Annotated in this window: 17 protein-coding genes; 4 read left to right on the forward strand and 13 right to left on the reverse strand. The window is 31.7% G+C overall.

The features are described 5' to 3' along the window. Nucleotides 1-293: 293 nt before the first annotated feature. The 4 genes from KQI86_RS16115 to KQI86_RS16130 are packed head-to-tail and all read right to left on the reverse strand — an operon-like array spanning nucleotide 294 to nucleotide 3755. A complete protein-coding gene (locus KQI86_RS16115) occupies nucleotides 294-1607 on the reverse strand; it encodes an ABC transporter permease (protein WP_216440450.1) in 1314 nt (437 codons plus the stop codon). Beyond that, entirely contained in the window at nucleotides 1604-2476 is an 873-nt protein-coding gene (locus tag KQI86_RS16120) for an ABC transporter ATP-binding protein (RefSeq protein WP_216440451.1), read from the reverse strand. Before KQI86_RS16120 ends, KQI86_RS16115 begins: the two co-directional genes overlap by 4 nt. Beyond that, entirely contained in the window at nucleotides 2461-3231 is a 771-nt protein-coding gene (locus tag KQI86_RS16125; RefSeq protein ID WP_216440452.1) for a hypothetical protein, read from the reverse strand. Before KQI86_RS16125 ends, KQI86_RS16120 begins: the two co-directional genes overlap by 16 nt. Next, the gene (locus tag KQI86_RS16130; RefSeq protein WP_216440453.1) at nucleotides 3228-3755 is read right to left on the reverse strand and encodes an RNA polymerase sigma factor; all 528 of its coding nucleotides are present in this window, start codon (nucleotides 3753-3755) and stop codon (nucleotides 3228-3230) included. The genes KQI86_RS16125 and KQI86_RS16130 overlap by 4 nt, the downstream gene beginning before the upstream one ends. Nucleotides 3756-4065: 310 nt before the next feature. Here KQI86_RS16130 and KQI86_RS16135 point away from each other — a divergent pair, with 310 nt between their 5' ends. Next, nucleotides 4066-5037 carry a zinc dependent phospholipase C family protein gene (locus KQI86_RS16135; protein WP_216440454.1) on the forward strand — a complete coding sequence of 324 codons (972 nt, stop codon included), beginning with the start codon at nucleotides 4066-4068 and terminating at the stop codon, nucleotides 5035-5037. A gap of 190 nt (nucleotides 5038-5227) precedes the next feature. Here KQI86_RS16135 and KQI86_RS16140 read toward each other — a convergent pair whose 3' ends face one another. Then, nucleotides 5228-6340, reverse strand: a complete 1113-nt coding sequence (locus KQI86_RS16140) for an alanine racemase (protein ID WP_216440455.1) — start codon at nucleotides 6338-6340, stop codon at nucleotides 5228-5230. Nucleotides 6341-6898: 558 nt separating this feature from the next. Between KQI86_RS16140 and KQI86_RS16145 the strand changes: the two genes are divergently transcribed. Beyond that, the gene (locus KQI86_RS16145) at nucleotides 6899-7138 is read left to right on the forward strand and encodes a hypothetical protein (RefSeq protein WP_216440456.1); all 240 of its coding nucleotides are present in this window, start codon (nucleotides 6899-6901) and stop codon (nucleotides 7136-7138) included. Nucleotides 7139-8345: 1207 nt separating this feature from the next. On the opposite strand, the gene KQI86_RS16150 is transcribed toward KQI86_RS16145, so the two are convergent. The 8 genes from KQI86_RS16150 to KQI86_RS16185 all read right to left on the reverse strand — a co-directional run bounded on the left by KQI86_RS16150 (nucleotide 8346) and on the right by KQI86_RS16185 (nucleotide 21609). Beyond that, nucleotides 8346-10184 (reverse strand): extracellular solute-binding protein, encoded by a 1839-nt coding sequence (locus tag KQI86_RS16150; protein ID WP_216440457.1) that lies wholly within the window; start codon nucleotides 10182-10184, stop codon nucleotides 8346-8348. Nucleotides 10185-10187: 3 nt separating this feature from the next. After that, on the reverse strand, nucleotides 10188-11051 hold the full coding sequence (locus KQI86_RS16155; protein WP_425514394.1) for an ABC transporter permease: 864 nt from the start codon (nucleotides 11049-11051) through the stop codon (nucleotides 10188-10190). 78 nt (nucleotides 11052-11129) lie between these two features. Beyond that, entirely contained in the window at nucleotides 11130-12215 is a 1086-nt protein-coding gene (locus KQI86_RS16160; protein ID WP_216440458.1) for an ABC transporter ATP-binding protein, read from the reverse strand. A 210-nt stretch (nucleotides 12216-12425) separates the two neighbouring features. After that, nucleotides 12426-13505, reverse strand: coding sequence for a glycosyl hydrolase family 18 protein (locus tag KQI86_RS16165; RefSeq protein WP_216440459.1), 1080 nt, complete (start codon nucleotides 13503-13505; stop codon nucleotides 12426-12428). A 17-nt stretch (nucleotides 13506-13522) separates the two neighbouring features. Continuing rightward, the gene (locus KQI86_RS16170; RefSeq protein ID WP_216440460.1) at nucleotides 13523-15388 is read right to left on the reverse strand and encodes a polysaccharide deacetylase family protein; all 1866 of its coding nucleotides are present in this window, start codon (nucleotides 15386-15388) and stop codon (nucleotides 13523-13525) included. Nucleotides 15389-15403: 15 nt separating this feature from the next. Then, nucleotides 15404-17260 (reverse strand): glycosyltransferase family 2 protein, encoded by a 1857-nt coding sequence (locus KQI86_RS16175; RefSeq protein ID WP_246582861.1) that lies wholly within the window; start codon nucleotides 17258-17260, stop codon nucleotides 15404-15406. A gap of 43 nt (nucleotides 17261-17303) precedes the next feature. Then, nucleotides 17304-19445, reverse strand: coding sequence for a polysaccharide deacetylase family protein (locus KQI86_RS16180; protein WP_216440461.1), 2142 nt, complete (start codon nucleotides 19443-19445; stop codon nucleotides 17304-17306). Nucleotides 19446-19839: 394 nt separating this feature from the next. Then, nucleotides 19840-21609, reverse strand: coding sequence for a flavocytochrome c (locus KQI86_RS16185; protein ID WP_216440462.1), 1770 nt, complete (start codon nucleotides 21607-21609; stop codon nucleotides 19840-19842). A 225-nt stretch (nucleotides 21610-21834) separates the two neighbouring features. On the opposite strand from KQI86_RS16185, the gene KQI86_RS16190 reads away from it, so the two are divergent. Together KQI86_RS16190 and KQI86_RS16195 are read left to right on the forward strand one after the other, a co-directional pair. Further along, on the forward strand, nucleotides 21835-23547 hold the full coding sequence (locus KQI86_RS16190) for a sensor histidine kinase (protein ID WP_216440463.1): 1713 nt from the start codon (nucleotides 21835-21837) through the stop codon (nucleotides 23545-23547). Next, nucleotides 23535-24287, forward strand: a complete 753-nt coding sequence (locus KQI86_RS16195; RefSeq protein ID WP_216440464.1) for a response regulator transcription factor — start codon at nucleotides 23535-23537, stop codon at nucleotides 24285-24287. The genes KQI86_RS16190 and KQI86_RS16195 overlap by 13 nt, the downstream gene beginning before the upstream one ends. The last annotated feature ends 511 nt before the right edge of the window (nucleotides 24288-24798 follow it).

Here is a 24798-nt window from a genome sequence, read left to right on the forward strand (position 1 = left end):
TTTAGATTAAACATATTTCGACTTGGAAATATTCATGTATAACAATGTAGTTTTATCATATTACCAATCCAATGTCAATATATTAATTTTAAATTACGTTTTTGAAAAAATTTACATTATTTCCCTTAAGTTTCTACGCATAAATAAACAGGAAAAAGCATGATTCTCCACTCATGTAAAAGGGATATCACGCTCTTATTTAATTTCATATTTATACATATTATTATTGTTCTAAAAGAATTCCTTATTTTGTTTTTTCACCTATGGAAAGATGTATTACTATATAACTACACTTATACTTTATGACCTCGAAATGCTCTGCATGAAAGTAATATAAGTAACATGGATAATAATATAGCGCTTATTACCATTGTTACAGGTTGTGTCAAAACTTTGCCAAAGAAACTGTATAATACACCCTCAGAAACTGTAGCTGGTACATTCATGATATTTACAGGAAACAAGTATAATATCTTTTGAGAAGGATAGAGCTCTATGGTAAGGAGTTTCTCAGGAAGATTAATTGTAGGTAGAAAGAAAAGTAAAACAGTAAAAATAATAGACAAAAATGGGCTTTTCATTTTTGATGATATATATAAGGTAATTGCCCCTTGGAACAGCAGCCCAACTATACCTAAACCTAATACCAACAAAAACATTTGAGCAAAGTTAATATTATATGGTGATGTATTATTTGAAACAGAAAGCTGAATTGGGCATTCTCCTCCCACAAAGCCATAGGTTATTCCATATAGAGCAAAATTTAAAAGGGCAAAAGCCACAAAAATTCCAATTACAAACAAAAATGAACTTATTATCTTTGCTGTAGTTAGTTTGCTTTTCCCATACCTTGTTGTCAAAATGATAGCATCGGTTCCATAGCTATACTCCTCAGAAAAAACAGGTGCTAAGCATATGATAAGGACCATACCCAGCCCCCAAACGAGAAAACTTGAAAAATCATCATTAAGCTCACGCCATCCATCATAGTAATTATAGTAAAAAGGTGTTTGGATTTCGGAATACATAGATTTCAATTTTTCAAACTGTGCCATTGATAGATTTGATGGTATTTGGGTATGTTCAATATTCTGATATGTCTTTCTGTCATAAATACCTATGATATCATCCTCTGTAAATTCATTAACAATACCTGGAATATAACCAGGTTTTATAAAGTTTAGAATAGGTTCATATGGATGGATTTCTTTCCAATAAACATCTGTCTTAATGCTGCTAACAGGTTTTATATTTGCAATCTCTTCCTCTGAGTGTCCTTGCTGACGCATTCTCTCCTTCTTACGCAAAGTGCCAATATCATCTTCCTGAACGTTTTTAGGATTATTTTGTATTTGATTTACATGAGATACAATTTCCATTAATCTTTCTTCAGTAAGATACCCTGAAAAAGTCTGTTCTTGTTCCCGTCTTTGCGCAATGGCTTGTAATCCCCTTTTTTCTTCCCCATTTGGTGAAACATCCATTTGCTGCAATACACCATTTACAAAAAAGTTAAATAAATTAATAACTAACGCTCCCAAAAGCACTATAATTGTTAAGCGCTTTTGAAATATTTTTTTTAGTTCAAACTTAATAAGACCTTTCATTGTGCGTTCTCCCCCTTAAAGCAATAGAGATATAAGTCCTCAATATTTGGCTCTACAGTTATTGAATTTTCACAGGGCTTATTTTCAGATACAATCCTTAGACTAATATTATCACCTATATGCTTTAAATTACTGACACAATAGATGGCATTAAGGCGATCAGCTTCCTCCTTTGAAACCTGACACTGCCATACACATCCTTTAATAGCAGAAGTAATGGTGTGCGCATCACCTTTATGAATTAATGTTCCTCGCCTCATCATTAATATAGTATCAGCTATATACTCTATATCAGATACTATATGGGTGGAGAGGATAACAATTTTATCCTTAGAAAAAGAACTTATTAGGTTGCGAAAGCGTACTCGCTCCTTTGGATCAAGCCCCGCTGTTGGCTCGTCCAGTATAATCACTTGTGGATCATTAAGCATAGCCTGTGCGATTCCGAGCCTTTGACGCATTCCTCCAGAAAAAGTTTTTATCTTACCCTTTTTTTCTTCTTTTAATCCCACCATGTCCAAAAGCTCAAAGGTTTTTCGTTTTGCTGCCCCATGTGGAAGTCCTTTAAGAGAAGAAATATACATAAGAAAATCATAGGCCGTAAATTCGGGATAATATCCAAAATTTTGAGGTAGGTAACCTAACAGGCTTCGATAATCCTCATCCATCTTTTTTATATTCTTATTGTTTAGCCTTATCTCACCAGAAGTGGGATCCAGAATATCGCAAATTAATCGCATTAAGGTTGTTTTACCTGATCCATTGGCCCCAAGCAATCCATAAACTCCTGGGGTAAAGGTACTTGTAAATCTATCAACAGCAATTTTACTGCCGTATTGTTTTGTGAGCCTATCTATTGTAAGTTCCACAACAATTCCTCCTTGTTTTTCATATTATTTAATGTTTCAGCTATCTTCCAAATAAGTACCAATGATGTGATAACAAATAGCACACCCCATATCCATATTGATGTTGATTGATAAAGTTTAGGATGTTTTGATAGCTGTGAAAAGCCTGCTGTCAGAAATAATCCAATTGCCATAACAGTATAGCTTGCAGTCTTACCTTTTACCCAGTTAAATATAAAAAGATAAATAATACTTGAAATATTAAAGGGTACCAACACATACAAAATAAGGCTGAGTATATTACCATCATAATAAAATGCTGAAATAGAAAACAAAATGCTCATACTGAGCAAATCTGTTGCACCAATAATAACCATTCTAATAGCCATTATTTTTTGTAGATTATACCTGCAATACTGCTCTATCTCCCACATATTACAGGTAAAGCTTTTTGCAATTTCCGGAATCCCTATTAAAGCAACAATTGGGGCTGATATAGAAAGAATAGAGAAAACAGAAATTGTTTCTTTTACATCATTTCCAGAATACCATAAGAGAATTGAAGCAAAGCAAAGTACTGTTAGTTGTGCAATCCAAACAACAGGTGAAATATAATGTATCTGTTCTCTTAAAACTTCAATAAAAGAGGCTTTGGAAAAAGATTGTTTTTTATTTAGTTCTTGTTTTGCAAGTAAAATTGTACTTCTCATCTGTTCATCAGAAACATCAGGTGGTTGATAACTGTTTAATAACTTCTCTATCTTTTTATTTTTCAAAATAAATCCTCCTCTCTAAGCTGCTTTTTTAATTTATCTAACCCTTGTTTTAATCTTGATTTTGCTGTAGGAAGGCTTGTTCCAACTATTTTTGCAATTTCTCTTACTTTCATGTCATGATAGTAACGCAAAATTATAACGTCCTTTTGTATATCCGGTAAAGTATTAAGTGCTTGACGCACTACATCTGCAGTTTCTAAATCTGCTATCTTGTCATTGGTATAAGCAACATAATTTATAGCATCTATGTCTTCCATATGAATCCTGTTTTTTCGATAGTAATCATTGCAGATATTTACTGCAATTTTAAACAGATAACTTTTGAAATTATTTTTATCAACATATGTATTGATATACTGAACAAGGCGTAGGAATACTTCTTGAGTTAGATCGTAAGCAATGTTGGAATTGCTTATTTTGCGATAACAGAATGCGTAGATATTGCTATAGTATTTCTCAATAAGTAACTCAATCAACTCTGTCTCCCCTTGTTGTATTTTCTTAATAAGTACTTTATCCTCCAACATTGCACCTCCTATCATAAAAAATTATATTTTAGAACGTTCTACATTTAGTATAACGGTAAAATTTTCAAAAAGGATTTAAATTAAATAAAGTAAAAACAATCTTTTATGCTATATCCTTTTATTATCCTTTAGTTATTTAATCTTTTTCTTTATGTTCTTTCTTTATTTTTGAGGGTAAAAAAGCGACTACATCCTTTTTCCAAAATGTAGCCGCGTTTAATATTTCTATGAATGTTATATATTATATAGTATATATTACATATTGTATTTGAAAATATTATAATTGTTTTAGAGAGGAAGTGATCTTATGCCTGGACTTTTATCACATTATCTTTGCGGAGATGAGATGATTAAAATTTTAGATAATCCTAAATTAAAGGATATAATTCTAAAGCACAGACAGGTATTTAATATAGGAACTCAAGGCCCAGATATATTTTTCTACTATATATCTTATCCATGGACTAGTAATAAAGGCTTAAGGAAAATCGGTAGCACTATTCATGAAAATAACACCACACTGTTTTTTCTAAACGCTATAGAATATCTTATAGATATAAAAGGAGATTTAAAAGAATTAATTACGGCCTATATGTGTGGATACGCATGTCACTATTCCCTCGATTCTAATACTCACCCTTATATCTTTTATAGAACAGGGTTTATACGTCCAAAGGAGCCTTATAGCCTAAAATATAAATGCTATCACAGGGACTTTGAAACCACACTTGATTTTATTATGTTAGATAGGCTGTGGCATAAAAGACCATCTCAAGTAAATCCTCATTCTCTTGTATCAGTAAAAGATGATGAGGCTTATGCCATAGGAAAAATGTATCAGCATATACTTAAAAATATTCTCAATATAGAAATTACTGAAAAACAAATAGCAAAATCTACTAAAGACATGGTATTAGTTCAGAGAGTGTTAAGGGACTCTTCTGGTATAAAGAAAAGGCTATTTAAAAAGATTCCTTTTATCGGTAATATGATTTATCCACTTAAGGTAGATGACAATCTTGATTATTTAAATCTTAAAGAAAATACTTGGTGTAACCCCTGTGATAATTCTTTACTATATAAATCATCTTTTATAGATATGTTTAATAAAGCTATTGAAGATTCTCTAATCATCTGTACTAAGTTATTCAAAGATATTTATGATAATGAGAATTTACTCCAAAGAGAAGATTATATAGGAAATCGCTCCTTTTCAACAGGACTAGATTCTAGCCTGCCTCTTGAGTTTAAATATTTTAGATGTATTTATGAAGAGTGATTTTTCATTTGCCACACCCCCAAATTGATTTATCAACTGTAAGTTTTTACAAAAGCAATTTAATTTCTCAAACTGAGAGCTAAGCACATAGTGAAGCCGCTCCGGGAAAAGTCGCTTTTTCACTACATGCTTAGCTCTTTTGTGTATATTTTGTAATATCATTTTTCAATCTTTTCGTTTGAAAACCTACTTAATAAGATTTGCCTCTACATAATATAGGAATCTCTTTAATAACCTCTCCCTTTGAAACCAGATAAGCTTTTTCATATAGATTGCAAGTAGGACATATATGGTTAGGAATTATTTCAATTTTATCTCCTATTTTTACTTTCTTTCTAAAGTCCTTATCATTTATTAGTCCATGTTCATCAAAAACTCCACTTAAGTGTACGTTTGTCATTCCATTAATTGCCCCATTTCCTGGTGTTGAACATATACCTTTTACTCTTTTTTGAGCAGTTAATGCTTTTGCTCCTGCATCTAATACTACCCTTGTTTCCGTTGGTATACTTATTACTGTTGTTAAAATCGTTGCAGCGCACCTACTAAAGTCTTTAATTGCATTGCTTTGTCCAACATCCATCAATATATATGTCCCTGGTCTAATTTCTGTAATTCCTTCTAATATATGTGCATGCATCAATGAAGGAGTAGCACCTATACTTATTGTGTCTATTTCCACACCTAAGTTTCTAACTATTTTAGCTGCATCTAAAGTTCTCTTCTGCGCTTCCAATGTAACCTTTTTACATTCATCAACATTATCCACATTATATGAGTGTCCCTCATGTGAAAATACTCCTTTAAGATGGACTTTCTTCTTCTTTTTTATGTGGTTTACTAAATTTATCAATTGTTCATCTGTTATTACCCCAGATCTTTCTTCTCCCACTTCTATTTCGATTAATACTTCTATTGCTTTTTCCTCATTTTTAAATACTTCTTCTAGCTGGTCTACCCCATACTCACTGTCAACACCTAATCTTATTTTTATTTTTCTATTTAGTTCTCTAATTCTTTCTAGTTTGGATATTCCTATTATTTCATTTGCAATAAAAATATCCATTATGCCATTCTCCGCCATTACCTCAGCTTCCCCAACTTTAGCTACAGTAATTCCAAAAGCTCCTTCTTGTACTTGAATATTTGCTAACTCAGGCATCCTATGAGTTTTAGTATGAGGTCTCAATTTTACTCCGTATTCATCAACTTTATTCTGCATAAAGCGAACATTATTAAACATAAGATCATAGTCAATTAATAAAGAAGGTGTATCAATAAATTTATACTCTGATAAAAACATATAACCATTCCCCTTCCGTATCTATTTACTATTTTAGTATTCAATTTCTCTTTAAATAATTCCTTTTTACACCAATAATATTAATTAATTGATAGATAAGATTTTACAAATATATATTGCGATAAATTGCTTTCACATTTATAAGTTTCTACAAATGTAATTTAGTTTACGAAAATAGAGAGCTAAGTACATAGTAAAGCCGCTCCAGAAAAAGTCGCTTTTTTACTATATACTTAGCTCTTTTATAATTACAAATATTTATATTTATAATTTCATTGTGCAAAACTTAAAAATGCTATGTGATGCGCCCTATGTACTTAATAGATAATAGATTTTTAGATGATAGATTAATAGGTTAATTGATGTAGTGGATATTATTTGTAGCTAACGCATGGTTTTTTATTAAGCGATGTAAAATTGAATTTACGTTAATTTTGAGTTATATTACGAAATAAGAAATAGAATTTACTCTTTAGAAAATGGATATATTAGTATATAATTGTAATAAAATACTTAATAGTAATATTAGGTGAGTTATAATAAAGGAGAGGATGATCTATGAGAGACAATAAAGTAGATAAAGGATTTGAACTTATATACTGGAACTTGAGTTATAGAAGAAAATTTATTAGAACTTTATGGATGATACCTTTTTGCATTGCTGTATTAGCATTTATATGGTTTATAAATAGCAATAGTGTGATGAATACTATATTAACAACATTTGGTGTCGTTGTGTTTGTTATACAGTTAATCTATACTTACTCAAGATGGAAAAAAGATGAACAATCTTGTTAATATGTTGTCTTATAGAAAAGTGTGTATTAGATTTAAGGAAGGGGCTTGTTTTGAAAAAGAAGTTTAATTCACAGCACGAAGATAAGTGGATATACAGGTATAGTCTTATGGACATTAAGCGATGTAAGTTCAATATTGTATCGCTTTAGTAAGATATGACGAAATAACGTAAGATTGATTTTTTATATTTTTGGAGGAGTTTTATGATTGATAAAATCTTACACAACTTACAAAGAGACATTTGTGATGAAAAAGGACATTATAGAACATATATATATATTCTTTGCGCACTTTTTTTACTTGATGTTCTATTTGACTCATATAAACTAATTAATTTACTTTTAAATATACCTATTTTTATTTTAAGTGCAATAGCCTTGCTGCTTCTAATCTCAATCTACTTCAAATTTAAAGGCTCTAGGATTATAAGTGAAAATAAGATAATTATACGAAATATAATTTTCTCTACTTTAATAACCTTAGTATCTATATATAATATTATGAAAAACTTGAATTAAAAATTAACGCTCTGTTAAAGAATAGTGTTGATAACATAACATTTTTTAAGGGGATTTCTTCAATATCTAAATATCTAAAAAACTAAATATCTAACCATCTAAATAAAATTAGTTTCTCAAGTATAGATCTCTACAAATATAATTTGGTTTCCAAAATAGAGAGCTAAGCACATAGTGAAGCCGCTTCAAAAAAGGCGCTCCTCCCACTACATACCTCAATTCCTTTATGTTTTACAGATCTATTTCCAAATTTATATTATGCCAAATTAATTTCTCGAATATTTATCTTTATAATTCTATTGTATAAAACTTAAAAATGCTATGTAATGCGCCCTATGCATTTGAGCAAAATCTAGAAATTCTTAATTTATTTTAGAAATGCCGTTAAGATGCTGTACATGTTTGACCGAAGGGAGTTTGTCAGCATTAGGGATTTTTATAAAATAAATTCTAGAAGTTCTTATTGCAGCGAATCAGCATAATAAGCATTATATAGCATTTTTTATTTGTTACACCTATAAATTAGTTTCTAAATTATAGATTTCTACAAATATAATTTAGTTTCCAAAATAGAAAGCTAAGCACACAGTGAAGCTGCTCCAATAAAAAGTCGCTTTTCACTACATACTTAGCTCTTTTGTAGTCTTATTAATATATTTAATAGGTTTTCAACTCTTAATTATATAAGATTATTGTTTAACCTCAGACCATATCTGATCTAAAGTCTTAATGGCGTCTCCAATGTCTTTTAAGTACTCTCCATTTTTCATTGCACTTTCTGGAGGGTATACCGCCATATCTTCCATAACTTCTTTATCTATATATGGGTATGCAGCTACATTAGGATTTCCATATGGGAAATAGCTGGATATTTCCGCACTTATTTCTGGCTCCATTATGAAATTTATAAAATCTTCTGCTGCTTTTACATTTTGTGCACCCTTTGGAATAACAAAATTATCTTGTTGAAGGAATAAGCCTTCTTCTGGAACTACATATTTTACATTAGGATTTTCTCTTTTAGCAAGGCTTCCCTCAGCGCCCCAGGCAAATATTGCTTTAGACTCCTTGTTTATAAGACTTGTCTTAGGGCTATCGCTATCATAGGATTTTACATTCTCCTGAAGTTTTTTAAGCTCCACCTTAACCTTTGCTAATGCTTCTGGGCTAGTTTCATTAAGTGAGTATCCTAGCTTTTTAAGAGTAATTCCTATAATAACTCTTTGATCGTCTAAAAGTGTTAAAGACTTTTTAAGCTCTGGTTTCCAAAGGTCTTTATATCCCTTTATAGTTCCTTCTGGTATTTTAGAACTATCATAAGCTATAATCCCTGCAAGCCACATATAAGGAACACTATACTTATTTCCTTCATCAAAGGGAAGATTCATAAATTGTTCTCCTATATTGCTTATATTAGGGAGATTATCTTTATTTATTTCCTGTATTAAATTTTGCTTTTTTAATATTTCTACCATAAAATCACTGGCTACTACAACATCATACTGTCCTCCCCCTGCCATTAATTTAGCAAGCATTTCTTCGTTGGAGGAGAAGGTACTGTAATTAACTTTTACATTATATTTTTCCTCAAATTTGTCTATTACCGATTGTGGTAAATACTCCGACCAGTTAAATACATTTAAAACTTCCTGAGGTTCATTATTGTTTTTTCCAATTGCATACGCTCCATATCCAAAGCCACCTACAGCCAAACAAATTGCTGTAAACAGAGCAGTTCCTTTTTTCATATTTATATTGATATTTTTCATTAGGAGTGCACCAACTATCATTAATACTGTAAATAGCATTATTAGCGTTGAAAGTGCATTTATCTCAGGAGTAACTCCAAATTTCACCATAGAAAAAACCTTTAACGGTAAAGTTACACTTCCTGGTCCTCCTACGAAAAAGCTGATTATTACATCATCTAAAGAAAGAGTGAATGCCAAAAGTCCACCAGCTATTACACCAGGCATTATTATAGGTAACGTTACATGTAAAAATGTATTTAATGAGGAAGCTCCAAGATCCATAGCCGCCTCTTCTAGTGATCTGTCAAATCCATCTAATCTTGTCTTAACTACCGCTATTACGTAAGCTACACTGAAAGTAACGTGAGAAATAATCAGTGAAGTTCTTCCTAGAGGAAGACCTATTATTGCAAAAAAGGCTAGTAGCGATATACCCATGACTATTTCCGGTATAACTAAAGGTATATTTAAAATGGAATCTAATATGCTCTTACCTTTAAATTTATATCTATACAATCCAACAGAGGCTAAGGTTCCTAAAATAACAGATATTATGGTACTAACAATAGCAACCTGAAATGAATTTTTAAGAGCCTCCATTATTCCTTTATTATGAATTAAACTAGCATACCACTTAAAAGTAAAACCTGTCCAAACTACATTAAGCTTAGATTCATTGAATGAGAAAGCTATAAGAACCATTATAGGTATATATAAAAACATGAATATTAGAAACATATAAAGAGATTTTAAAATACTTCCTTTATTTTTCTTCATTTCTTATAGCACCCCCCCACCATTCTTTGTTCCACCATTTTTAGCATAATAGCCAATGAATATCATCATAACTATCATTAAAACAACAGATATAGCGGATCCAAAAGGCCAGTCTCTTGCAGTTAAAAATTGATTTTTTATAAGGTTACTCATAAGTACTACTTTGCTTCCCCCCATTAAATCCGTTATAAAGAACAGTCCTAGGCTTGGAACAAATACCAATAGGCAGCCTGAAATTATACCTCCCTTAGTAAGGGGTAAAGTAACCTGTAGAAATTTATTAATAGTACTAGCTCCTAAATCATCAGCAGCTTCCAGTAATCTTAAATCCAATTTTTCAATAGAAGCATATAGAGGAAGCACCATAAATGGAAACATCATATATAACATTCCTATCATTACCGCTGCATTATTATACATCATTTGTAAAGGAGCCTCTATTAGCGCTAAGTTTAAAAGCAATGTATTAATTATACCTTCTGTTCTAAGCAATATTATCATGGCATAAGTTCGAACTAAAGAGTTCGTCCAAAAAGGTAATATAATCAAAAGTAGTAGTATAGGTTTTATCCTTTTATTTGATTTTGCTATGATAAAAGCAAAGGGATATCCAAATATTAAACACAACACCGTTGTGGCTACTGCAATTAATATGGATTTAATAAATATATTTATATATAAAGGGTTTAGTAGTCTAGCGTAGTTTGATAATGTAAAATTATAAACTATATCTCCTACTTCTCCTCTTGTACAAAAACTAACCAATACTATCAAAATGATGGGTACTATAAAAAAGCCAATCATCCAAAGAGCTATTGGCAACACCGTGACGCAGGGTCCCAATATATTAGATAGCTTCTTTTTTATATCTCTACCTAATCCTCTTTTTGGGTTTAACTTAGCAGTACCAATATTAGACAGTTTATCTTTCACCTCTCTACCCCCTTATGCTTTTATAACCACTGTATGGTTTGGATTCCAAGTTACAAAAACCTCAGCTGATTCATCATCAAACTTAAAGTTTTGCCCTATAGGTTCGTTGACTATTATTTCTTTTCCATTCTTAAGGACCATAACAGTCTTTATATTTGAACCAATGTAAATTCTCTCTTTAAATTTACATTGAAGCCATACGTCTCCTTCTTCCACTTCATCTTTAATCCTAATTCTTTCAGGCCTTACAGAGACAATAAATTTATCCCCAATATGATAATTCAAATTTGGAATTCTTATTATATCTTTTTCTTCTTCAAGATTTAAAAGTACTTCTGTTTCCTTTACTTTTATAGTTTCACCTTCCAATATATTAGTTTCACCTAAGAAATCTGCTACAAATTTAGTTCTAGGTCTCTCATAGAGTTCCTCAGGGGTTCCTAATTGTTCTATATCTCCTTTATTCATAACCACAATTCTGTCCGACATAGTCAATGCTTCTTCTTGATCATGGGTTACAAATATAAAGGTTATTCCTAACTCTCTTTGAAGGTGTTTAAGTTCTAATTGCATTTGTTTGCGAAGTTTTAAGTCAAGAGCACTTAATGGTTCATCTAAAAGAAGAACCTTAGGGTTGTTTATTATGGCTCTAGCTATGGCTACGCGCTGCATTTGCCCACCACTTAATTGAGATGGCATTCTACTTTCATACCCTTCTAGTTTAACTATTTTAAGCATTTCCTGTACCTTTGCCTCAATTTGTTTCTTTGGTACCTTTTTCATCTTTAAACCAAAAGCAATATTATCAGCAATATTCATATGTGGGAAAAGAGCATAATTCTGAAACACAGTATTAACGCATCTTTCATTTGGGGACTTATCTGTAACATCTTCCCCATCAATAATTATCTTGCCACTTGAAGGCATTTCAAAACCAGCTATCATCCTTAACGTAGTTGTCTTTCCGCAACCACTAGGTCCTAGCAAAGTTAAGAATTCTCCCTTTCTAATGTGAAGATTAAGGTTTTTTACTAATGTTTCTCCATCATCGAAAGTTTTTACTATGTTTTCCAACTGAAGAAAAGCATCTGCAGCCACTCCGCAACAACTCCTTTTATTATATAATTATCGTTCTCAAAAAAGAAAAACCTCCTATTAGTCCCATGGGCTACATGGGGCCTATTAAGAAGTTTTATTAAATAGGAGTTATAATCCCGCAAAAATACCACTCAATTATAACTGAAAAGAATATATCATAACGGTGTATAAATATCAATAAGTTTTTTTGTATTTATACAAAGTTTTTTACTAAAAATTTTGTATATATTTAAGTGTTCCTTCCTCATTGCCTCCAAGCTTCCAGAACGCAATATTTTCATACCCACATTCCTTAGATGTTTTAACCCATAATTCTAAAGTTTTTTCATCAGCATACCATACAGAATGGTTTGTGCCATCCTCATCTATGTATTGAAAATATGCTGCTCCGCTTGCTTCATCACGATTTATCTTAGCATTTTTATTTTTAGCTAGTAAGACAGCTTCTTTTTCTGTAAGGGAGCGAGAGTTACCTCCCTCTTTCCAATCAAAACCTCCTATAGAAAAAGCCATCCATTTTTTACCTGGTATGTTATCCATCTTTGTAGAAAGTTTTTTGATAAATTCAATATCTGCTTTAGGACCAGGGCCACTATGGTTGCCATAGAGATTATAAGCCATGATTAAATAATCTGGACCTTCTGGAAGATTTATTTTATCTAATTTTATATTAGGCTCAAGAATAATTCTAAGCTCTATACCTTCCACCTTTAATTGAGAATAAAGCTCTTTTATGAATATAGAAAAACTGTCCAACGTATCCTTATCTATTTTTTCATAATCAATTTCAACTCCATTGTAACCACCCTGTTTAGCATGGCCTACAATTTCTGATATATGTGCATCACGTTTTTCTTTTGATAGTAGAATTCTTTTTAGCATCTTACTATCCTTTTGTGTAATACTTTCATCCTCATTTATTCTATCATTTACAATGGTTAGATATAATTTTTTATTATATTCATTACATATCGATTTAATTTTAGGTAATATATTTTTATATTTTGATGGGAAAGTTATCTTGTCATTCTCATCAAAAATAGCCCCAAACGCCTGCACCAAACTCATATTGTCAATCAATATTGGCAGCTCTTCTAGTGCTTGCTCTCCATTCCAATAAGCTACCCAGCCAGACATCTCTATATTAGTCATTTTCTTTGGTTTATTTGGTTTATTTGGTTTATTTGATTTAGAAGTAGCTATGGCATAAAATATTGATACCAATATTACTAAAGACAAAACAAGTATTATAAAATATCTTCCTATAAATTTCTTCCTGAACCAAACCATATAACCTCTCCCTTTCTCTAAAAGGTTTCTATAAACCAGTCTAATATATGATTATAATGCTCTTTTACTGATGTGTATATCTTCTCAAAACCCTTTAAGCGGCTATCAAAGATTATTTTTCCTTCTTCATTCTGCCCTTCTAAAAGCTCTTGTACAAAAATATTATCAAAGACACCATCATACACCTTGTCCTTAGTGTTTCTTTCACTTGCAGAAGCTTCAAGAGCTAAATATCCACTTGTAATACTTTCATCAATTTTCAAATCTTTCACCGCCACTTTTCCATCAACTAAAATGTCTAGATTACTGCCTTTTATTCTGATTTCAACCATACGTTTTCCCAGTTGATTAGCTTTTAAATTTGGTACAAATTCCTTTGCACCATCCTCTATGCTTTCAGTAATTTGCTCTTTCTTTTTCGTAACTTGTTCTTTTATTTTGTTCTTTTCTTCTTCATTTCTAGCCCTTTTCATATTAAGATTACCTTCATTTATCTCAGCTTCTAACATAACTTCAGCAATAGACTGTGCAGGTTTTTTATCAATATCTTTTAAATTACATTTGAAAATTTCAGTAATACTATTATCTGATTTTTTTTCATGTACAAATAATTCATTATCCTTCAGTGAAACCCGTACAAATGAACTATTATCTGAATTATAGCGAAGGTAAATAGCTTGTTCTCCAACAACATTTCCCTCAAGACTTGCGGATATTTTAAGGTCCCTAAGTTCTTTTTTATCTTTAAGATACATAAACGCTGGTTTTTCTGGAGGAGATGTTAAAACTATTTTACTTTTTATAAATTCCCCTTGCCCCTCAACGATTTCCCATAACCTTGCACGCTCAACATCACCTTGCTCAAAAGCTACATCCTTACCTGTTTCCTGCCATACTCTCATAAGTAAATGATTAGTATACCAATAAGGTTGTACTTGTAGACGTGTTAATTTATAAATATCCTCTTCTTTTCCATTAAAACTTTTTCCCTCATTATTGAAATGAAGTTTAAAAGTCTTTTTAATTTCCTCATTGTTTACATTAGTGGCTAGTGGACTTGCGTCTCCATATAGTCCATTGGCGTGCATAATCATGTAAGCATTTGGGATTCCCCCTAGTTCCTTAGTATAGATATCCCTCATCTGTGCGTAATCCCACTTAATACGTTTTTCCATTTCCGTACGATTTTCCACTGGAATTCCATTTTTATCTCGAATAAAGTCCATAAGATAATGATTATAATCCTCTTCCATATATTTAGCTACCATATTAAACTGATCTTGATTTAATATATTTAAAAAATTGTTAAACCTATCAAATACATTAATGTATTCAAATCGATAACCATTTGAACCCAATTCCCAAAAAGTACTTTTCTCCATTTTCTTTAAGTCTTTTGGCATAAGAAATTTCATATCACCTATGACAAATTTATTAGCATATGTAAACATGGTAGCCTTATAATTAAGTTTTTCCATTATAGGCTGTGCAAATAAAGCAGAATCTTTACGCCCATCCTCAAAAGAAATATACATTGCCTTTTGAGGAAGAGGTTTTCCTTCTTTATAATATTCTATTATATCTTGCTGAGATATGGTTTCAAATCCAGAAGCCTTCATGGCACTAAGATGTTTAGACAGCATATCATTATCTATTAAGGTAGGCTTTTGAATTCTATCCACACCAAAATAGGAGATAGCAATAAAACCTTCATTGTTATTGTAAAGTGAAGAATTTAAGGGTTCATAGCTCTTTATATTAAAAAATGCATTTATTAAAATTCCAAAAACCACTACTAAAAATGACATTTGAAAAACTGTTCTTATGGATTTTTTCCTATCTTTTTTCTTATAATCTAAAATATATTTTTCATTCTTTTCCATCGTTCACTACCTCCTTCACTCCACTTCTTTTTTCTCTTTGCTCCATCTATTTTTCTTTCTATTTATAGCATTAATGTCTTCAGGTGTCATCCTAGTTCCCCATGTAGATTTCCAGAAGGTCACCCACGCTATAGGCATCTGCCACAATAAAATAAATTCATAATATAAACAGAAAATAAAACCAAAAATCCAAATAGAACTTTTCCTAAAGAACAGATCTACAAAACTCATAAGTAAAGCCATTAGCAAAAGCCCTGTTAAAAAGGTAGTTGGAAAAATGCTCTGAGTAATAGGTATAATAATGAGATTATAAACTACAACAATAGGTGCTGCGATAGGTACAATCAAACCCATATAGAAAAGTGAGAACATGAAAGGCTCTTTTCTCCATATAAATTTTGATGCAATGAGGGATTCCCTAAGCCAAGACCTTTTCCAACGCATTTGCTGCTTTAAAAACACCTTTTGATCAGAGGGAACAATAGTATGACAAATAGCATTATCTTGATAGCTTGTCCTATGAGTTCTAAGAATAAAATTTGTCATACTTCTATCATCGCCAAAAGTTGCTGGGTGGCCTAAAAACTTTTGGTTAAGCCATTCCTCTTTATATTTTAAAACTAAATCCTTTCGATAACAGGAAATAGGTCCTGAAAGGCAGGTAACTGCATCAAAATAAGATTCCGCTGCTTTCATAATGCGAAAAGCTACATAGTATCTAACTGCCTGCATCTTTGTAATTATGTTTGTATACTTATTTTCAACATCAGTACGTCCAGTAACTCCACCCATTTTTTGATCTTGGAAAGGCTGAATAAGGTTTTTAATAGCTGTAGGTTCTAAAAAACTATCTGAATCGACAAACACAACTAACTCATGCTTAGCTATTTCAGCTCCGGCAACAAGGGCTGCTCTTTTACCCTCATTCTTTTCTTGTACTACAAGTTTTAAGCGTTCACCAATTTTAAATCGTTGCCCCTCATTAACCATTTTATCCATAGTTTCTCGTATCTTTTCAAGGGAGTCATCATTTGAACAATCGTCCACCACAATTACTTCAATCTTATCAATAGGATAATCTTGATTCATACAACTCATAATAGTTCTACTAATCCATTCCTCTTCATTAAAGCAAGGAATTATTATTGATACACCTGGAGTAAAATTAGGATTAATGGGAACATCTCTATAAAGTGCTCCAAACAAATAACGGGAGAGTAAGAATACTGCAGCAATAATGCTATATAAATACAAAAATTTATTATACCTAAAGTATATGATATTTTCTGCACGCATTAGCATAATAAAGGCGACTGTAATAAAAATAAGTAAGCTAGAAAAGCTGATAGAATATCTCCACCTACGTTTTTGAAAATATTCTAGCAAAGTTTCTTCGTACTGAAATGCCACTAATTTTCCTCGATTACTAGCAGCATCCTCCATCCTTACAACCTTTGCTTTGATTTTAATCATTGATTCAAATCCTTCAGGCATGCTACCGGGGAGAATCTTAAATTTTAGCCAATAAACTTCTCCTAGGCTTAATTTTATATCAGGATCTGAAATTTCCACTAACATACCAGAGGCAGATGTATCAATGGATTTTGTAATGCATTTCTCTTGATACATCTTTCCTGTCTTTTTATCTAGTCTAATTTCTACATTATAATCAGTAACATAACGCTTCCCAACATTATAAAAATCTTCAATAGATTTTTTCTTCTCTTTAATAGAATCATCCTTTTGGCTAAGTCCCCTTCTATCTAACTTTATCCTAATTTTTTCGCTATCTGGAACATTAGGTAACATTCTTCTATCAGATTTCGATATAGGAAATACTTCTTTAACAATTTTCTTCTTATCTTTTCTCAACTTAGTTTACTCTCCTTTCTTTTGTTTTTATCTCACATTTTACCTATTTAATATAATCTGATATTTTTGCAAAGGAATATCCTCTTCTTCTAAGTTCATCAATTGTAGGCTGTAAAACTTCCAATACGCTGGAATCGTCTAAAATATGCAAAGTTATAATGCTACCATCTTCTACTCTATTAAAAATATCATCCAAGATTTCCTTAGGACTTTTTTGAGTATTCCAGTCGTGAGGACTTAATTCAGACATAATTACATTTCTATAACCAGAGGCTTGAATTGCGGCAGCTCTCTCTTCATCGATTTTAAACTGGGGAGGTCTGAAAAACATCTCTGGCTGACGCTGAATTGCAGAGGTTAATACCTGATGACATTTAACAATATCCTCCTGTAATTCCTGAATGCTTTGTTCACCTGTGGTTGTATGACTGTAGGTATGATTTGCTATATCATGACCATCTTGAGCTATTGCCATAAGCAGATTAGGATTAGCCTCAGCCCCCTTACCACGAATAAAGAAACTAGCTTTTATTCCATTAGCTTTTAGAATATCTAAAACTGCTGTGACAGTTCTATCACTACCCCAATCATCAAAGGTTAAAGCCACAGTTTTTCCTGCTGATTTAGGAAGTTTATGAATAAGCTCCTTTTGAATACCACCATTATTTAATTTTACACTTGCAGCATTAAACCCAGGAATTTGTTCTAATGGTTTACGCTCATATTGACTTTTATATAGTTCATCTATAGTTACAAAATCATATCCTGTATATCTTACATGTTTTGCAATTAGAGGTATGGCTTCTATTACAGCAGGATTAGTACTAGCATTTAAAGTAATAATTTCTCCCCTAGTAATCTTCTTCTTGATATATTCTTCAATCTCTTTAGCGCTTTTCATATCCGTATCTTTAGGATTTTTACTGTAAGTCACTACGGTATACCCCAATGCATCCGCTGCTTTACATACAGTGTCATTAGCACTCCCAAAGGTTGGTCGTAAATATTTAGGTGATATCCCTAATTTGTCCTTAAATATTTTATCCGCCATATGAATTTGTTCAAGGACTTTATTATAATCAAGTTGTGTTAAATCTTTTCTTTCTAATGAATTACTTTCAATCTCATGCCCTCTTTTTAATATTTCTTTTGCTATATCCGTATGGTCGTAAACTGCAAAGGCTGGTAGAAAAAATGTTGCTTTTATATGATTTTCATCTAAAGCATTTAAAATACCGTTCATCATTGCTTTATCTCCCATACCTTCAAAGGTAAGTGCTACCGCTTTCTTTGTTGTATATGCATAAGAGAAAACTCCTTTATTTCTCCCTTTATTTTCAGATGCTGAAAATATACTTTTATCTGTTATGTACTCCTTTTTTAATAATTCATTGACATTTAATATGTTATACCCTTGTCTTACTGCATCTTTTAAAACAAATTCCGTAAGGTCTAAGGCATCTTCTTTATTTGCGTCTATAGTTACAATATCTCCTCGATTTATATGAGAACTAAAGTATTTCTTGATTTCTGAGTTAGTCTTGCTAGTGGTTTGCATATTGAAATTGTAGCCTACAGCAGCAACATATCCATCTGCAGCAGCGGCTTTTAAGATATGATCTGTATAATTTGCTCCCTTAACCCTCAACAGATTAGTTTTTACCTTTGTTTCCTTTTCAATAATTTGATTTGATAAAGCAATTTCTTTATAAATTTCTTTAATATCTAAACTGTCCAACTTGCTTTTTCTATTAAGTGTGTTATTTCCAATATCATGTCCTCTTTTTACAATGTTCATAGCAATATCAGGTTCTTCCGCAACACGCATTCCCGGAAGAAAAAAAGTTGCTTTTGAATTGTATTTATCTAATAAGTCCAGTATTCTATCCATAGTATCCTTATCACCCATACCCTCTAAAGTTAAGGCTATAGATTTTGAAATTGTATTAACTTTAGAAATAGTTTTTAGTTTGGATGTATCAGCAGACTGAACAAGTGCCAATATCTTTTCTTCATCCATATTTTCATCTAATGCATAGGAATTATATTCATTAAAATCAGGATTTTTTGTATCTGCTTTATTTTTACCTTTATAACAAGATGTAAGTAACATTGATATCATAAGCAGAATTAAAATAATAAGGTGTAATTTCTTTCTTTTTAATTCTTTTTTCCAAACATCCATAAATTTTCCCCCTCCCCCTATACTCTTTTATATAGATATTTTTTAAATCTTGTAATGATAAATATGTATATTCCTGGTTTTAATTCATATTATACAAATTTTTACCTATAATCGATATGAATAGACAATGATTATTCTTAAATATTATATATTATTAGCAAATAAACGACAATAAGTCTTAAAAATTTTTTTATTCCAATTATGAAACTTTTTTCAATTACTAATTATACAAGGTTCTCATTTCATAATGAAAGCATTAGTATAATTACATAAAACTTTATATTTTACATATACAAATAAAGAGTTAAGCATATAATGAAGTAGCTCTAAAAGTCACTATTTCACTATATACTTAACTCTTTTATATGTTATAAATCTTTTTTAAATTTTAATTCTATTTAGCTGCATTTTGGCCAGCAATTCTACCAAATACAGTAATGTCTGCAAGAGCGTTACTTCCTAATCTATTTGTACCGTGTACTCCTCCAGTAACTTCACCTGCTGCATACAGTCCTTCAATTACTTTACCATCTTTGTTAATTACTTCAGCTTTAGTATTAATTTTAAGTCCTCCCATTGTATGATGAACAGCAGGAGCTGCTTTTAATATATAAAATGGAGCTGTATCTATAGTAGATGGCATACTTCTCTTATTAAATTCTTTATCCTTACCATCTTTAACATAACCATTGTATCTATCAAGAGTTGCTTTAAACTCTTTTGCGTCTATATCAAAGAAAGCTGCTGCTTCTTCTATTGTGTTTGCTTTTACAAGTAACTTATTTTTGTATAAGTATTCCATTTCTGCTCCATGTTGTTCTTCTAACTTGCTTGCTTCTAAACCTTTTTGGTCAAGTAACTGATAGCATACACTATCTGTCTGTTCCTTGATTGCCATAGATATTACATCACGTCTTTCAAGTTCTTCAACAAAACGTCTACCTTCTTTATTTACCATTATTGTATGTCCATACATTCTTGCATCACCAAAGTAAAGTAGTGTACCTGTTAATGGATCACAAACTGGATAGGTTTGGATATGTTCCATGCCAACTAATTCTGCTCCAATCTTTTCTCCCATAACAATACCATCCCCTGTACTTCCTACTGTATTTGTAGAAAGAACTTTTTTATCCATAGCAGGATTGTATTTAACTCTCATTTCAATATTTGAACCAAATCCACCTGATGCAATTATTACTGCTTTGTTTGTATTAAAGGTATATTTTGTATCTTCGCCCTCTGCTTCTACACCAATAACTTTACCATTAGAATCAGTAATAAGGGACATTGCAGTGGTATTATATAATATAGGAATATTTAAACTCTCAGCTTTAGCAACTTGTTTTCTAATAATTTCTTTACCATTTGCGCCAGCTGGAATTAAGCTTCTCTTTACAGAATGTCCACCGAAAAACATTAAATCATCTTGCCATACAACTCCAACTTCATCTCTAAGCCATTCCGCACCTGCAAGGGCATTTTCTGCCACAACCTTTACTAATTCAGGGTCATTTTCATTGTCCCCACCTTTAATCGTGTCTTTTGCAAACTGGTCAGGACTATCTTTAATTCCTTCCTTCTTCTGTATCCAGTTATTTGGAGCAGCATATTCAGCACCAGAAATTAATGTGTTTCCACCGGCCATAGGCATTTTTTCTAAAACAATTACATCAGCACCTGCCTGCTTTGCTTCTATTGCAGCTGAAAGACCTGCACCACCTGCACCAATAATAACTATGTCATGAGTTTTACTAACTTCTTTTTTAGTTACATCCGCGTCTTTTCCTTGGTTCTTCTTTAACATATCAGGTGTTGCACCTGCTGCTTTTAAAGCTGCAGTAATTGCTTCAAGATAACCTTTAGAAGTTAATGTACAACCTGCAACTATATCAACCTCAAGACTGTTTTTTGAAAGAATGTTTTCTTTTAAGGTATCCATAGCAGTTTCATACCCAGGGGTTTCCTTCTGCTCTAAAACCTTAACATCAGTGATAGTATCATCTTTAATAGTTACTTCAACGGAGATTTTTCCGCCTTTACCATTTCCTTCTCCTTTATATGTACCGTTAGCAATTGCTGTCTGTGATTTATTAGCATTACCACAAGCAACAAGGCTTATAGTCATAAAAATTGCTAGTAAAATTGTCAAAAATCTTTTCAATTTCATTCCTCCTAATTATGCTTTATAATTTGTTAAATCATTAACTTATATTGATATTATTTTAACATTTAATATTCACAAAGTATTTACATTTATTTGCTTGTTTTTGCATTTTAAGCTACAATATTTGAAAAAATATGCGAACCATATATAATAAATAGTGAATATACACACTAAATTAATATTTTAAATGTGAAATACTATACAAAAATGAGGAGGGTAACCATGTCTTTGCGTTTAAAAATTATTACAGCTTTTATGTTGTGCATTATGCTTACTTTTTCTCCTCTGTTATATATGATGCAAACCAAAGCTAAAACTTACAATATGAAACAGCTGGAGCATCAAACCCTGCAGTTAATCGATTCTAAAAGCAATGAAATCGGTTCTTGGCTGAATCAGCGTATAAGCGAAATTAAAGTTATCCATGAGCATCCTTCCTGTAAAGAACTGGACTTTCCTGAACTAAAACTTTATTTAACGCAGTTAAATCATGTGCTGGGAGATAGGTACGGAACTTTCGCCGTTGGAGGATTGGACGGAAAAGGCTGGATTAATGATACCCTTACCATTGACGTGTCTAATCGTGAATATTTCAAAAAGGCAATGTCAACGAATGTAGAATATGTTATCAGCAAGCCCGTTGTTTCAAAATCTGACAATACGCCCATTTTTCTTATATGCTATCCCATTATCAATGATAAAAATGATAAAATGGGGTTTATCAATGGTTCTGTAAATTTGGACAAGATCTCTCAAATCGCCCATGATATCGATATTTATGATGGATTTGCATGGATTATGAACAAAGATACAGACACCTACTCTATTACTAAAGAGGAATTGAATAATCAATATATTTCTTCTGAGTCACTTAATACAATTATTGAAGATGCAGAAATAAAAAATTCAGGCACAGTTGCACTGAAAAATCTATCTAACAATGATACTACAGTATTTTTTTCCTCTGTCCCCTATACAGAAGATTGGCTTTTGTGCATCATGATAGAAAATAGTATGATTCATGAACAAACCAATAGCATCATTAATCTAACTATTGTCATGGGAATCATTCTGCTGTTGACTGCTACACTACTAGCTATTGCTATTTCAGGCTCTATTGTAAAGCCTATTCAGCGATTGAAAGAAAATATGGTGGAAGTATCTAATGGTAATCTCCATAGCTATTATAAGATAGAACATAATGATGAAATTTCTATACTAGGACAAGTTTTTAACAAAATGGTAGCTGATATTAAGAATCTAATTAATCAAGTCTATCAGGTACAGGCACAGAAACGAAGTACGGAACTAAAGGCACTACAATCCCAAATAAACCCACATTTTTTATATAACACGCTAGATACAGTACAGTGGAAAGCTTTGGAGTACGATGCCTTTGAGGTTGCTGATATGATTAATTCTCTATCTGGATTTTTTAGAATTTCTCTCAGTGATGGAAAGGAATTCATCACCATTACTGATGAAGCAGAACACGTAAAAAGCTACTTAGAAATTCAAAAGATGCGTTATAAAGACAAAATCAGTTATCATATTGATGTGGATGATTCAGTTGAACAATATCTTATCCCTAAGCTAATTATACAACCCTTGGTGGAAAACTCTATATATCATGGATTGAAACTTCGAAAGCAAAATGGCACAATTTATATAAACATCTCCACTGAGGAGGGATATCTTATTATTCAGGTTATAGACAATGGTTTGGGTATGGACAGTGAGCAACTGACAATCCTTCGTAAAAATCTGGCTCAATCCATTGAATCAGATCATTATGGACTATATAACATTAACGAACGATTAAAACTTGCCTTTGGAGAAAAATATAGCATTATAATAGAAAGTGAATTTGAAATAGGTACAAAGGTATTGTTGAAAATACCTGTAATAAGTGAGGGATTTGAATGTTTAGAGTAGTAATTGCCGATGATGAGGAGACCATTCGCAATGGTTTAAAACGCTTGATTGAATCCTATGAACTGGATTTATCAGTAATTGCCACTGCCCAAGACGGTGAAGAAGCCATAGAGGTCATTAAAAAATACCACCCTGAAATTATTTTAATGGATATCAATATGCCCTTTATGAACGGATTAGAAATCATTGAAACAGTCCGTGAAACAGATAAAGATGCTAAAATTATTATAATATCTGGATATAGCCAGTTTGAGTACGCTCAAAAAGCTTTAGAACTAGGAGTGTTTAGCTATATACTTAAACCTATCAACTATCGTGACTTTAAAAACATTCTTCTCAAGGCAATGGACGCTTATTCCCAAAGAATGTGGGAGGTAAGTAAACTAAAAGAAGGAGATGCTGAAAATGAAGGCTGTAAGGATGTAGGCAAACTTGCAATTGCCTATATGAAAGAAAATTTTTCTCAAAATCAGCTATCTTTAAATTTAGTAGCCCAGCAGTTTCATATTAGTCAATCCTATCTTACTAGAGTGATTAAGCAAAAAACAGGAGTTAGTTTCACAGACTACCTTAATAGACTAAGAATCAACATGGCAACAAAACTTCTGACAGATAAGGATAATAACTACAGCATAAACGATATTTCTAACATGGTGGGCTATAGCAGCCAACACTATTTTAGCAGAGCCTTTAAAAACTATATGGGAGTGTCTCCAAATAAATATCGTAATGGGGAATAAATGCATTTGTAAGCTTTTAATTTCAATAAATAAAAAATGCTATATAATGTTTGTTATGCTGTCTCGCTTTAATAAGAACTTCTAAAATAAATTAAGAATTTCTAGATTTCGCTCAAATGCATAGGTCACATTACATAGCATTTTTAAAGTTTTAGACAATAAGTAAGTATTCATAATGCTTATAATAATCAATATTTGGAATATAATTGTAAAACATAAAGGAACTAAGTATATAATGGGAGGAACGTTTCTTTCTGAAGTGACATCATTATGTATTTAGTTCTTCTTTTAAATACTCAACTATCATCGTGAAAATTTATAATTGTGAACTAATCTTATATAACCTAATTCTAAAAATATTTTTGTAAAATACAAAAGAGCTAAGTAGGTAGTGAAATAGCGACTTTTTATTGGAGCGGCTTCATTACCTGCTTAGCTCTATGCTTCGGAACCATAATTATTTTTGTAAAAACTTATGCTTACGAAAAAATTTGTTCTAGCTAGTTTTGCT

It is taken from the genome of Clostridium mobile (assembly GCF_018918285.1).
In the GTDB taxonomy this organism is placed as follows: Bacteria; Bacillota; Clostridia; order Clostridiales; family Clostridiaceae; genus Clostridium_AW; species Clostridium_AW mobile.